Annotated in this window: 8 protein-coding genes; 4 read left to right on the top strand and 4 right to left on the bottom strand. The window is 44.7% G+C overall.

The genetic code is table 11. From position 1 onward, the window contains the following. Both QT984_RS26965 and QT984_RS26960 read left to right on the top strand, forming a co-directional pair. Positions 1 to 326: hypothetical protein (locus QT984_RS26965; protein ID WP_333375318.1), on the top strand; the 326-nt coding region annotated here is incomplete at its 5' end. A 40-nt stretch (positions 327 to 366) separates the two neighbouring features. After that, positions 367 to 1,743 (top strand): Ig-like domain-containing protein, encoded by a 1,377-nt coding sequence (locus QT984_RS26960; protein ID WP_333375315.1) that lies wholly within the window; start codon positions 367 to 369, stop codon positions 1,741 to 1,743. Positions 1,744 to 2,120: 377 nt separating this feature from the next. Here QT984_RS26960 and QT984_RS26955 read toward each other — a convergent pair whose 3' ends face one another. From QT984_RS26955 to QT984_RS26940, 4 genes are all read right to left on the bottom strand, one after another. Next, positions 2,121 to 2,825 carry a rhomboid family intramembrane serine protease gene (locus QT984_RS26955; RefSeq protein WP_333375313.1) on the bottom strand — a complete coding sequence of 235 codons (705 nt, stop codon included), beginning with the start codon at positions 2,823 to 2,825 and terminating at the stop codon, positions 2,121 to 2,123. 735 nt (positions 2,826 to 3,560) lie between these two features. Then, positions 3,561 to 4,658 carry a DJ-1/PfpI/YhbO family deglycase/protease gene (locus QT984_RS26950; RefSeq protein WP_333209606.1) on the bottom strand — a complete coding sequence of 366 codons (1,098 nt, stop codon included), beginning with the start codon at positions 4,656 to 4,658 and terminating at the stop codon, positions 3,561 to 3,563. Positions 4,659 to 4,794: 136 nt separating this feature from the next. After that, positions 4,795 to 5,553, bottom strand: coding sequence for an SDR family oxidoreductase (locus tag QT984_RS26945; protein WP_333055281.1), 759 nt, complete (start codon positions 5,551 to 5,553; stop codon positions 4,795 to 4,797). Between the two features lie 398 nt (positions 5,554 to 5,951). Beyond that, positions 5,952 to 9,791 carry a PAS domain S-box protein gene (locus QT984_RS26940; protein ID WP_333340584.1) on the bottom strand — a complete coding sequence of 1,280 codons (3,840 nt, stop codon included), beginning with the start codon at positions 9,789 to 9,791 and terminating at the stop codon, positions 5,952 to 5,954. Positions 9,792 to 10,057: 266 nt separating this feature from the next. Between QT984_RS26940 and QT984_RS26935 the strand changes: the two genes are divergently transcribed. Both QT984_RS26935 and QT984_RS26930 read left to right on the top strand, forming a co-directional pair. After that, positions 10,058 to 12,232 carry an EAL domain-containing protein gene (locus QT984_RS26935; RefSeq protein WP_333375310.1) on the top strand — a complete coding sequence of 725 codons (2,175 nt, stop codon included), beginning with the start codon at positions 10,058 to 10,060 and terminating at the stop codon, positions 12,230 to 12,232. A 178-nt stretch (positions 12,233 to 12,410) separates the two neighbouring features. Then, positions 12,411 to 13,355 (top strand): NAD(P)-dependent alcohol dehydrogenase, encoded by a 945-nt coding sequence (locus QT984_RS26930; RefSeq protein ID WP_333238732.1) that lies wholly within the window; start codon positions 12,411 to 12,413, stop codon positions 13,353 to 13,355. Positions 13,356 to 13,707 lie beyond the last annotated feature (352 nt).

Raw genomic sequence — 13,707 nt, 5'->3', positions numbered from 1 at the left:
ACTCCAACACCAGCGACCACAACTCCAACACCAGCGACCACAACTCCAACACCAGCGACCACAACTCCAACACCAGCGACCACAACTCCAACACCAGCGACCACAACTCCAACACCAGCGACCACAACTCCAACACCAGCGACCACAACTCCAACACCAGCGACCACAACTCCAACACCAGCGACCACAACTCCAACACCAGCGACCACAACTCCAACACCAGCGACCACAACTCCAACACCAGCGACCACAACTCCAACACCAGCGACCACAACTCCAACACCAGCAGGCACAACAACGAACCCCACAACGGGTACAACAACTAACCCCATAACAGGCACAACAACGAACCCCACAACGGATCCATTGCCGGTACAGGTTCCGGGTACGAGTCCGAGTCCGAGTCCGAGTCCGACTGCGGGCGGGACAACCCCAAGTCCGAGTCCTTCGATCGTCCCCACTCCCACTGCTGCGCCCCCAACTCCTCCGCCTTTGGGCGGCGGGCCGACTCCGCCGAGTTTTACATCTCCGACTCCTAACCAGCCGCCGATCGTGGAAGCGGGCAAGACGGTGACTGGTTTGCAGAATTTGCCTCTGTCTCTGAGCATTTCGGCGCCTAGCGACCCGGAGGGCCAGCCGCTGTCGATCGCGGTAGTCGGACTTCCCAATCCTACTTTTGGTCAGGTAATTACGGGTACGAACCCAGTCACCGTGAACCAAAAGTTAACCGTTCAGGATTTACTTGGGCTGACATTTCAACCGGGAACAAACGCGATCGGGCAAGCCGGTTCTTTCAGCTACAGCGTAGCTGACGACCAAGGTGGCACCGCAGCAGCGTCAGTGGCAATTAACATCAATTCTTTCGATACCTCCGTAACTGTTCCAACTATTCTGTCGCCGATTGCTGTCGATGACGGCATCGTCTTTACCAATACGAATAATTTGCTGCCCACTTTCATCGACGTACTGGCGAACGATTCCAGTCCGCAAAAAGGGACACTCAGCATTATCAATGTCAGCACACCACAACTGGGCGTAGCTGTAAATCTTGTCTCTCAAGTGCAATTCATCCCCGGCAACGTAGCGGGTACAACTGCTTTCACCTACAGCGTCAGCGACGGATTCGGGACAGTTCCGGGCGTAGGTACTGTCACCGTTCAAATCTTGCCGGCTGATAGCGGGCCTAACAATTTAGTGGGGGGTTCTTTGCCGGACAATTTGGACGGTTTGTCGGGCAGCGATACTATTGATGGTCAAGGCGGCAACGATACGATTAACGGCGGTTTGGATAACGACGTGCTCGTAGGCGGCCTCGGCGCAGATACCATGACAGGGGGCGGCGGCAGCAATCAATTCCGCTATACCAGCCCTGCACAAGGTGGGCCGGCTTTTGATGCGTCTTCTTCGGCGGCGATCGAGGCTGCGATCGCAGCGGGCGGATACGATGTGATTACTGATTTTAGCGGTCTCGGTGTGCCGATCGCCGATCAGTTTAATTTTGCCCCCGGATTTGCGAATCTTAGCGGTAACACCCAAGTTCTGCTGAATGTGCAGACAACGGTTTCTGCAAATATTCTGGGAGGAAGTGCTTTCTTGTTTGCCTACGATTCCGGCGGCAATACTTACATCATTTATGACGGCAATGGCAATAACCTCACCGGCAGCGATTCTCGCATTTTGGCGAAGTTAAATGGTGTAACTGGGGTTTCTTCTCTTTCGGAATTTGACTTGACGTTTATCTAGGAAGATAAGAGGTTTTAAACCGCAGATTAACGCAGATAAACGCCGATTTTGTTGGCTTTATCTGCGTTAATTTGTGTTTATCTGTGGTAAAAACGTAAATGTGATATTATGTCCGGTTGATTACCCCTAATACGGTAGGGGCGGGTTCACGAAAAATATCGGCCAATAATTGACAATCTCAAAAACCCGCCCTTTTAATCGCGCTCCCTCCCTCGGACATGATCTGATTATCTTCAGAAAACAATCCCAACAAATGCCAGAGAATAGCACCGAACTTTGACAAAAATCAGAAGTTTGAAACCGCAGATTAACGTAGATAAACGCCGATTTTGTTTGTCGTTGATCTGCGTTAATTTGCGTTCATCTGCGGTGAAAAATCAAATCCGATTATCTTCAGAAAAAAGTCCCAACAAAGGGCCGAGAATAGCGCCGAAAACAAAGCCACCGGCGTGGGCCCAGTAGGCAACTCCCCCGGATTCCATGCCGACACTTGCCGGGGCATTCAAGGAAGCCAAGCCGCTCAATGCTTGCTGTGCAAACCAAAATCCTAGAAAGAAGAAAGCTGGGACTCTGACAGTGGTAATAAAGATTCCCAAGGGCAGCAGTGTCAGGACTTTGGCTTGGGGATATCTGAGAATGTAAGCTCCCATCACGCCTGCGATCGCGCCGCTAGCACCTAGGGACGGAATGGCAGATGTTGAGGAAAAAAACCACTGAGTTAGTGATGCTAAAACGCCGCAAGTAAGGTAAAATATTATAAATTTGATGTGTCCTAAACGGTCTTCTACGTTGTTGCCAAAAATCCACAAAAATAACATATTTCCGGCAATGTGGAGAAAGCCTGCGTGCAGGAATTGGGAGCTAATTAGTGTCGTCCATTCGGGAAATGGCGAAACTGGCAGAGCCACCCGACACATATTGCTTAACTGGCAAGGAATTACGGCCCAAGAGTAGAAAAATTCGGTTAATTGTCGATCGCCCAAACTGAGTTCGTACAAAAATACTAATATGTTTGCGGCAATCAGCCCGTAGGTGACGTAGGGAGTGATATTAATGGGATTTTCATCGCGTAAGGGAACCACAGCCTTTTTTTCCTCATCAAAATATTGGCAACACAGTAGCGCATTTATAGCCCAGGTGTCTCCTGTCTAAAGGAAGAGGGAACAAGCCAATCGATTTTAGATTTTAGATTTTAGATTTTGGATTTAAAGAATTGAAGATTTAAAGAATTGAAGAAAGCGACCTCATATCATTTCCGGTCGAGGGAACGCGATTGTTGTAGGGGCGGGTTCACCAACAATACCTGCCAATAATTGACAATCTCAAAAACCCGCCCCGACCGGGATACTAGGGTTATACCACTTCTCCAAAATCATGCAACAGTTATGAGTAAGGTGCGTCGCTGTAAGATAGTCGCTTTTTTTGATAATTTAAGGGTAGCGACGCACCCTACAGCTACTGTTGCATGATTTTTTATAATTAGTATTAATCCATCGGACATGATATTACGGAGGTATCCGGGGGCTGCTTATCGGATACTATATTTTTTATTTGTACACGGATGAATCGGGGGGCTTGTACCGCCCCCGGATGCAACAAGCTTCCTTCAAACCCCCCGTGTCCCGGTGAAATAATAATAAAACCCATTGAATAAAACCCTCCACCTTGCAGTTAGTTGAATATCTGCTTTTTAGTGTTGGGTTTTATTTTACCGCAAAGGCGTATATTGTAGGATTGCAGAGGAAGTTTGTAGTTGCGATATTGGTACTGGTTTTCACATTTCAACCAAACTACAAACTTATTTATCCCCTTGCTGATTACATTTTTACAGCAGGGCTAGTCGAAGGTTTAGGCGACTTGATTTCCTGGGAAACTGCACGGGCGCGGAAGAGTTTAGCAACGACTTGTTCACACTTAGACAAATCCGATTCTATTTCTGTAAAAATGGCCGTTGATACAGGATCTGTGAACTTCACCCGCAAGTTGTTGATATCGACAACACCGGTTTGCAAATCACCGAGAGTGCTCCGCATTAAGAACGTTTCATCGCTTCCTTGCATCGAAGCTTTTAATTTAGCGTACTTGTCAGCAATTTGGGCAGGAATTGAGGGTTTTTCACCAAAATCGTTGAGGCGACTTTCGAGAGCGATGATGTGGTGCTGTTTGTTTTGAATCATTTCTCTCAAGAGCGATCGCAAATCGCTGTCTTGGGTTTTTTCCGCATAATGTTCAAAGGCTTCGCAAGCATAGCGTTCCCCTGCGAGGGCGGTATTCAAACCTTTAACAATGTCGCCTTGTGTAGAACCTCCCCAACCATTAGCTAATTTCCACCATTCTGCATTTGTATCAGTTTCTTCTGGCAAACCGACTGCTTTTCCGCCGTAACCGAGGCGAGCCATAATGGCGGTAGTAAATATTGCTAAATCTCCCGGTTGGCGGGAAGTGATCAAGTTGCCGTCAACTACTAAAGCTTCGTTAATGTAGTTAGCTCCGGCATTGATCATGTCTGTTTTAATTGCCAAGAAACCAGTCGCATTTTTGCCTTTCAGCAAGTCGGCTTCAATCAAAACTTGCGGGCCGTGGCAAACAGCAGCGACGATTTTTCCTTGCTCAAATGCTTCTCGTACAAACCTGACTGTGTTGGGATTAGTCCGCATTGTATCTGGAGCCATGCCGCCGGGAATTATCACTGCATCGAATTCTGCGGGCACTGCTTCAGTGGTAGTTCCGTCAGCTTGCTGAGCAACTTTTCCTTGTTTCCCTGCATACTTTTCGTTTGTCCGCGAACCGAGGACAACTACATCAAAATTTGCTTGTTTTAAGGCGTTGTAAGGAACTAGGAATTCGGAATCTTCAACTCCATTTTCAATGAGTATGGCAACTCGTTTTGTGTTGCTACCGTTATGGGTTGTCATAATCAAATTTCCTCAGACTATCTTTGTTCTAAGCATAAATGATTTATGATGTTGTTAGCGTCTTGCTAAAGTGATAAATTAGTTAGTTTTAAAAGATGTCAGCGTGAGCCTTGAGAGGTATTTTACAGGAATTGTCTCAATGCACATAAGAGGCTCCGTTAATATCGATCGTAGTCCCGGTAGCGTGCGTAGCCAAACCGGATGCTAAAAACGCGATAACATTGGCAACATCTTGAGGAGGAGCGATTTTGCCGATCGGGATATCGCGAATAATATCAGCTTCACCGAACTCCTGAATAAACTGATTAGACATTTCTGTACTAACAAATCCCGGTGCAACTGTAAAAGCCAAAATATTATCAGCCGCAAACCCTCTAGCAATACTGCGAGTTAAAGCAACAATAGCACCTTTAGAAGCGGCGTAGTGCAGATAATTCGGGTCATCGCCGCGAAAAGCAGCGCGACTTGCTATATTAATAATTGTACCGACCCGGCGAGTTTGAAAATGCAGAATAGATTCCCGGCACAAATCGGCAACGGCAATTAAATTCACTTGTAGAGTTTGCTGCCAAGCTGAAGACCAAATATCGAACTCGTCCTCTATACCCGCTGACTGCATAATCCCCGCATTATTAACTAAAATATCAATATGGCCCCGCCATTTTAAAGCATCTCGCCACAAAGTCGAGGCCGCGTTTTCCACCATCAAATCTGCTGCCAATAAATAACAGCGATCGCGCGCAACACTTGCTGCCACCGCTTCAGCTTCTTCCTGACTGCGAAAGTAATGCAAAATCACCTCGGCCCCAGCATTAACCAGAGTCCGCACCGTCACTGCACCAATCCCTTTCGAGCCACCAGTTACTAAAATTACCTTTCCGGTTAAATCAATCATTTATGTCTCTCTTTTCTCTTTCTCTGTGACCAAGAATTTCTTGATGGTACCCGCCACGTGATTTATCCGTGGAATCAATCCAAAATCTAAAATCTAAAATCCTCAAGCCCCCGCATTTATCTCGCGCAAGTCAATCTAAAATCTAAAATCTAAAATCTAAAATCGATTGACCTCTGCGCCCTCTGCGGTTAATAAAAAAATAAATCCCCTTCACACACGAAATATAATTGCTCTATGATACAGCACATACCATCTAATGTGTATGCCATTTCCTCATGCTGATGGATATCTGCAATAGACCTCTCCAAAAACTTCCAAATCCTTTCCCCTGTTGGTTTCTATTAGAAATATAGCCACTGCTTACAGCACTATAGCTTCTTTGTCATTAAACTCGATAACTACAGTGGATTAGGCAGCAAAGGTCGAATGATCTCCATAATTCGATCGGAATTAAAATTATTGATATAATCAGTTAGTGTTTGGGACAAACTTGCTTTTGATTCGGGAATTTGTACGATTAATTCGTTCATAACTTCGGTATCGAGATAGTAAGCTGCTTGATACATTTGTTCTAACCACTGAGGGGACATCACGGATATATCTTCTACAGACAGCGTTTCAACTAATTGTTTTTGTGGAGTTGGTTCTACCACTTCGTAGATATATTGCACTCCCAAATATTTAGCGATTTTGTCAAAAAGTTCTCTCTGCTCAAATGGCTTGCTTATAAAGTCGTTACAGCCAGCCATGAGAACTTTCTCTCGATCTTCTTCAAAAACACTCGCAGTTAAAGCAATAATGACAGTTTCTTGGCTCTCAGGGCGTTCTCTAATATATTTAGTAGCTGTGTAGCCATCGACGATCGGCATTCGCAGATCCATCAGAATTAGGTGTGGCCGCCAACTCTGCCACAGTGAGAGTGCCTCCACTCCCTGTTTGGCTTCTCTCACCTCAAAACCAACCGAGGTAAGGATCTCGACTAACAAGCGGCGATTTTCTTCTAAATCTTCAACAATAAGAATGCGGTAACTCGGTTGTCCAGGAGCTAAACTAATTACTTTTTGATTAATTGATTCTGGGGGTAAGGATTCTGCTTGAGGTAACTGTACGCCAATCTCAAAGGAAAAAGTGCTACCTCGGTTCAAAATGCTTTTAACCCGAATTTGACCGCCCATGAGTTTGACGAGTTTTTGACTAATGGCTAAACCTAGCCCCGTGCCTTGACTCAAATTATTTCCAGCTTGGGCTTGCACAAAAACCTTAAATAATTTCTCAATTTCTGTGGGCGCAATTCCGACACCTGTATCCTCAACTTCAAAACATAGGTGACAGGATGTTTTGTCTATTTGTGTTGTTCTTACCCGTAGGGTGATGCTTCCTTGATTGGTAAACTTAATCGCATTACCAAGCAGATTGACCAAGACTTGATAGAGTTTTTTCTCGTCACTATGCACAAATTGAGGAATGTCGGGTTCTCGATCGACAATTAGCTGCACTTCTTTAGATTGGACTTTAACTTGAAACATTTCTTCAATAGAAGTCAGCAAACTTGTCAAATCAAACTCAGAAGGATTGAGGGTCATCCGTCCGCTTTCTATTTTGGATAAATCTAAAATATCGTTAATCAAGTCCAATAAATGTCTACCGCTACGATTGACAATCTGTAAACGTTCTTGGAGAGAAGGAGTCAGATTTCTCTCATAGCTCATCAATTGCGTGAATCCCAAAATTGAGTTGAGGGGGGTGCGGAGTTCGTGGCTCATATTAGCAAGGAAGACAGTCTTGGCTTGGTTTGCTTCATTTGCCTGCTGAAATTCCAACTCAGCTTGTTTGCGATCGCTAATGTCAATTAAATATCCCAAGATTTCTACTGGTGTACCTGAACCATCTCGAATTAGCCTAAGCTGAGCGAGCATCCAGCGATAAACCCCATCGGAGCGACTCAAACGGTATTCGTGGAAGTAAAAATCATTAACGAATAGATTTGCTAACCCATTAACCACTGGTTCTACATCATCTGGGTGTAAGTGATTCACCCAAAATTTAGAATCTTCTAAAAACTCCCTGCTTTCGTAGCCCAATACATCTTTGATATTTTCGCTGATGAACGTTGCTCCATAATCGCCAGCAGGTTTACTGCTAAAAATGACCACGGGGCTGTAGTTTAGAAGAAAGTTGAGGCGATTTGTGGTAGCTTGCAAGGCTTGCTCAGCCCGTTTTAGCTCTGTTGCGTCCTCCTGAACGGCAACATATACAGTTCCGTATTCAGGATGCTCAAACCTGGATGTATGAACTCTGCACCAAAAGAGAGTTCCATCTTTCTTTCTATTGTGGACTTCATATTTCGCTTCCCCGGCCTGTTCAATTTGAGTGACGATATCTAGAACGGTTACATCTGGTGTAACCTTTGTATCGACATAATTTAAGATACCAACGGATTGACCTGCGAGTTCGCCCTCTGTGTAGCCAAACATAGCGTCAAAGGTAGGATTGGTGTAGACTATCATGAGGTCTGAGGCTTTGATTAAACAAACTCCTCCTGCCATGTTATTCATGATAACGCTTTGAAGCTCTAGCGTTTTTTGAGCTTCTTTCCGAGCCGTAATGTCTTGGATTTGAGCAATAAAATGCAGTGGATTTCCCTGTCCATCTTGTACTAGCGAGCCATCAAGAAGAATCCAAATTATATGTCCTTGTTTATGGAAATACCGTTTTTCCATTTGGTAAGTGGAAATTGTTCCTGCTAATAGTTGATGTACATAACTAAGATCCGCCTCTAAATCGTCAGGATGGGTAATGTCTTGGAAAGTTAACGCTAACAACTCTTCTGAGGAGTAGCCAATAATCTGACATAAGGCAGGATTGACTTTAATCCAGTGCCCATCAAGTGAAACGATCGCCATCCCGATAGAGGCATCTTCAAACGCATGGCGAAACTGCTCTTCACTGTTTCGTAAAGCCATCTCAATTTTTTGGCGATCGCTAATATCGCGCATAATAACAGTAAATACCGTTTCGTCTCTCATTTCGAGCTTAGAAATAGAGGCTTCAGCCGCAAACTGCGTTCCATCTCGACGACGACCCAAAATCTCGCTTCGTTCTCCCATCCTTCGCGCTCTGCTAGAAGACTGTGCAAATTGTTTGATATGCTGCGGGTGTGCATCTCTAAACTGTTCTGGTAGCAGTAAATTCAGTGGCTTCCCTAAAATATCCTCAATTTTATAGCCAAACATCATTTCTGCCCCATGATTAAACAGAGTAATGCGTTGAGTGCGATCGACTGAAATAATTGCATCATTGGCGATTTCTAGAATTCCTGCAAAACGAGCCTGCGATTTTTGTAAAGCATCTGTTCGTTCAGTCACAAGAATTTCTAAACTTTCGTTAAGTTTTTTAATTTCTTTTTCGGCTTGTTGGCGCTTGTAATCTATCTGGTTCAAAAAGCGAGCCGTCCCCAAAATGAGAATTGAGAACGTGAAAACCATAACAGTTGAACGCAATGTATAGCCAAAATTAGCGTTATACCAGCCTAACTTTTGTCCCTGAAGAGTGAACCAGTTCAGTGTCACTGGAAAGATCGTGGCCCAAGGCAGCAACCACCGAACCATGACTCCGCCAACTAGGGGACTGGTTACTACTTGCATTAATCCTTCCTTGGGGCGGAGCCATAAAATTCCTCCATAGAGGATGAAAAATGTGACGATCGCGTTTACGGGTTGAGTCGTCGTAATTGTGGCCAAACGTTCAAGAATATCGACATTGAATAGGTGTGCAAATAAAGCTAGTAGAGAAATTAAAGCTGCAACACTACTAAAAATCTGAGCCAACCAAGTAATTCGTTGGGATTTTTGCCCTAACAGTAGCAGTGCTACTCCCATCAGCACAAAATTTAGGGCGGTATTTATTCCCATTCTTCCCGGATAAGGAGTCGCTGAAGACACGAAATCTCGGAAAAGCCACTCATCAATACCCAGCTTCCAACCAAAAATATACTGGCTCAGCGTCAGCATACCGACGATCATTATCAATCCGGCCATCCCTTGAGCGATGCGATCGTGCAGTCTGGTTTTTTGGTACTGCAACAATCTCAAAGAAACTCCAGCCAGCAAAAAGCAAATTGCCGTGTTTGCTTTCATGGTCGAAGTCATACCGGGAAAACCGGTTTTGAGTAGGGAGATGTCAAATTGCCAACCCAACAGCACGAGACACCCGATCGCAATGACGAGTAGACTTGCCATTTGAGAACTCCGCTTGTTCATAAATCGGCTGCTTGGCTTGAAACAATGTTCTTCTAATGTTACGCGAAGCGAAGAAGGGCTACCACGGGGGGACTGCCCCTAGCTGAATAATTCATATTTTTTATGGTTGCGCCCCCTTGCCAGCCCAATATCTCCGGGTTCGCAGGATTTCTTTGTGGGTAAAATGACTCTTTTAACCGAATAATTAAACTATACTATTTGTGCATATGTTTATATTCCTCTAGCAGGAAACTAGGGAAATCAGTATGATTGTCGATAGAACTAGCGATAGAATTAGCGATCGAGCTACCAACTACCGAGGCAATATTTTAATTGTTGACGATCTGCCTGATAACCTGCGTCTGCTCAGGGATACTTTGAGGGCAGAGGGTTATAAAGTTCGTAGTGCCACGACAGGTGCAATGGCGCTCAGAGCCGCCCAATCGCCATCGACGGAGTTAATCTTACTAGATATTAAGTTGCCCGATCAAGATGGCTATGAAGTTTGCAGACAATTAAAATCTGACGAGCGCACCGCAGAGATTCCAATAATTTTTTTGAGTGCGCTCAATGAAACTTTTAATAAGGTGCAAGGGCTGGCTGCTGGAGGAGTTGATTATATTTCTAAACCATTTCAAGTCGAAGAAGTATTAGCTCGTGTCGAAACCCACCTAACTATCGGAAGGCTGCAACAAAAACTCCAACAGCAGAATTTACGTCTCTTGATAGAAATTGAAGAACGGCAACGTCTCGAAGAGTCTCTCTTTGCCGAAAAGGAATTGGCTCAAGTGACACTGCAATCCATTGGCGATGGGGTTATTACTACTGATGCCCAAGGTAATGTGAGATATTTCAACCCTATAGCTGAGCGACTGACAGGCTGGAAAAATCATGAGGTTCAAGGAGTTCATTTCTCGACAGTCTTTCTAATTGTCGATCAAGTGACGCGAGAGACAGTAGAGAATCCTATAAACAAGGCTCTATTAGAAGAGCGAATTGTGACCTTAGCTAGCAATACTATTCTGATTGCCCATGATGGAACCGAGTATCCAATTGCTGACTCGGCAGCACCGATTCGAGACCGCCAAGGTCAAATTATCGGGGCAGTCATGGTCTTTCATGATGTTACGGAATCGCGCTATCTCACCCGTCAACTCTCTTGGGAAGAGAATCACGATGCCCTGACGGGGTTAATCAACCGTCGAAGATTTGAGCAGCACCTAGTTGATGCGATCGCCTCTGTTAAACATAGCAATCACCAGCACGCTCTCTGTTATTTAGATTTAGATCAATTCAAAGTCGTTAACGATACCGTAGGTCATATTGCTGGCGATGAGCTACTGCGCCAAATCACCGCGCTTATTCAACAGGGAGTCCGTGCTCATGATATGCTGGCTCGCTTGGGAGGTGATGAATTTGGTATTTTGCTCACTCAATGTTCGCTCTCTCAAGCAACTCAAATTGCGGAAAACCTCAAAAACCTAGTGCATCAGTTTCGGTTTATTTGGAATGGCCAAACCTTTATCATCGGAGTCAGCATTGGAGTTGTTGCTATTGACCAAACCAGCCAAAATTTGATGGAGCTTCTGGGAGCGGCTGATGCAGCTTGTTATGCCGCCAAAGCCAGAGGCCGCAACTGTGTTCATATTTATAGTCTAGATGATAGCGAGCTAATTAAACAACGTGGTGAGAGACAGTTGATTTCCAAAATTACCCAGGCGCTGGAAACAAATCGTTTTTGTCTCTACTACCAAAAGATTGTCTCTATTACTTCTAAACCATTAGTAGAGCATTATGAGATTTTGCTCAGAATGCTGGACGAAAATGGAAAAATAGTATCTCCTAATGAGTTTATTCCCGCCGCTGAGCGTTACGGCTTGATAACAGAGATCGATTGTTGGGTAATCGAAACTTTATTCTCTAATTATCACAAATTGCCGGAGAAAGATGTTCTTACTCAAGGCTTGTATACGATAAACCTCTCTGGGGCTAGCATTAGTAACAATCAGTTTATGAGGTTTTTAATAGAACAATTTTCTCGTTACAAAGTTCCCCCACAAACCATTGGTTTTGAAATCACGGAAACGGCAGCGATCGCAAACTTTGAGCAAGCCAGATATTTCATGGGCGAACTCAAAAAGATTGGCTGTTGCTTTGCTTTAGATGATTTTGGCAGTGGGTTGAGTTCCTTTGCTTATCTAATGAATTTACCAGTGGATTATCTAAAAATTGATGGTGCTTTTGTCAAAAATATTAGTCATAATTTGATTTCTCAAGCGCTCGTTGAAGGGTTTAATGGTATTGCCCATGCGATGAATCTCGAAACTATAGCTGAGTTTGTCGAAGATGAGACTATCTTAGAAAAATTGCGGGAGATTGGAGTAGATTATGCTCAAGGTTATGGGATCGCCCGCCCTGTCCCTATTAACTTTAATCCCTAGCGATCGCACGATCGCCAGCGGGCCCATTGCCTCACGCCTGCCCCTTGTCTGGAGACCTCCAAGAGTCGATCGCCCGCTGCTACAAGGCTAGCTCAATTTGCTGTGTCAGATTTAGATCGAATGTGCTGTAATTGTAAAGGATTGAATCTTCTATTGGAAATAAACCGGAAAATTTGCCATGAAAGCAGTTGCGTTCGATCGCTACGGTTCAGCCGAGGAATTGCAGTACCGAGAATTGTCCAAGCCGATCGCCAAATCCAACGAATTGTTAGTGCGAGTTCGCGCTAGCAGCGTCAATCCCGTAGACTGGAAAATCCGCAAAGGACACCTGCAACTATTAACAGGATTTAACTTTCCTCGAATAGTCGGTTCTGACATATCGGGAGTTGTCGTGGAAGTCGGCGGGGAAGTCACCAAATTTCAACCCGGAGATGAAGTTTATACTTTCTTAAATCCCATCAATGGGGGTGCTTGCGCCGAATACGCTGTCGTGCCAGAATCCGATGCAGCAATTAAACCGAAAAACATCACTCATGCAGAAGCAGCAGGAGTACCGATCGCAGGTTTAACTGCTTTGCAATCGCTCAGGGATTTGGGTGGAATTCAATCAGGAAACAAAGTATTGATTAACGGCGCTTCCGGCGGAGTTGGCACTTTTGCCGTGCAAGTTGCGAAAGCAATGAACGCGGAAGTAACGGGAGTTTGCAGTGCTAAAAATAGAGAATTTGTCAAGAGTTTGGGAGCGGATTTTGTTGTCGATTACGCGGAAGTTGACTTTACTCAACAGCCAGAAAAATATGATATAATTTTAGATGCGGTGGGGACAAGAACCTTTGCTGAATGCGAAAAAGTGCTGCAACCAGAGGGAGTTTATATCTCGACTTTGCCGATTTTAGACAATTTCGCACCGATGTTAACAAGCTGGTTTATATCGGGTAAAAAAGCTAAATTAATTGTCGCCAATGCCAACACCAGCGATTTAGGGGCTTTGCGGGAGTTAATAGAATCCGATAAAGTGGAGCCGATTGTAGATCGCACTTACAGCTTACAAGAAGTAGCAGCAGCCCACGCTTACAGCGAAACGGGCCGCGCGATCGGCAAAATTGCGATCGTGATTGAATAAAGAAGGCACGACACGGATTTTGACATGGATACACGGATTAATTATCGATCGTTCCTTCTACTGCTGATGTCAGAATAAAGAATGAAGAAGGAAGTCGGAGCAATTATGAAATAACTATTCTCAATTTCCAATTTCCAATTAATTACCACTTTCCAATTACCCCTTTCCTCTTCCCAATACCCCTTACCAATTACCAATTTCCTATGACTGCTCCCTCAAACTTGGAGACATCCGAACAAGGTTCAGACAACAACCTCGAAGCAATTAGCCCGGAAAACAGCATTGAACCCATCGCCGATGATTTAGTGGATGTCAGTAACTTAGAAGACGAAGAAGTTAGCGAGGAAAATAG

The sequence above is a fragment of the Microcoleus sp. Z1_B2 genome (assembly GCF_036700325.1).
Taxonomy (GTDB): domain Bacteria; phylum Cyanobacteriota; class Cyanobacteriia; order Cyanobacteriales; family Microcoleaceae; genus Microcoleus.
The sequence above is the reverse complement of the archived record's forward strand: the minus strand, read 5'-3'. Positions and strand labels throughout refer to the sequence as shown.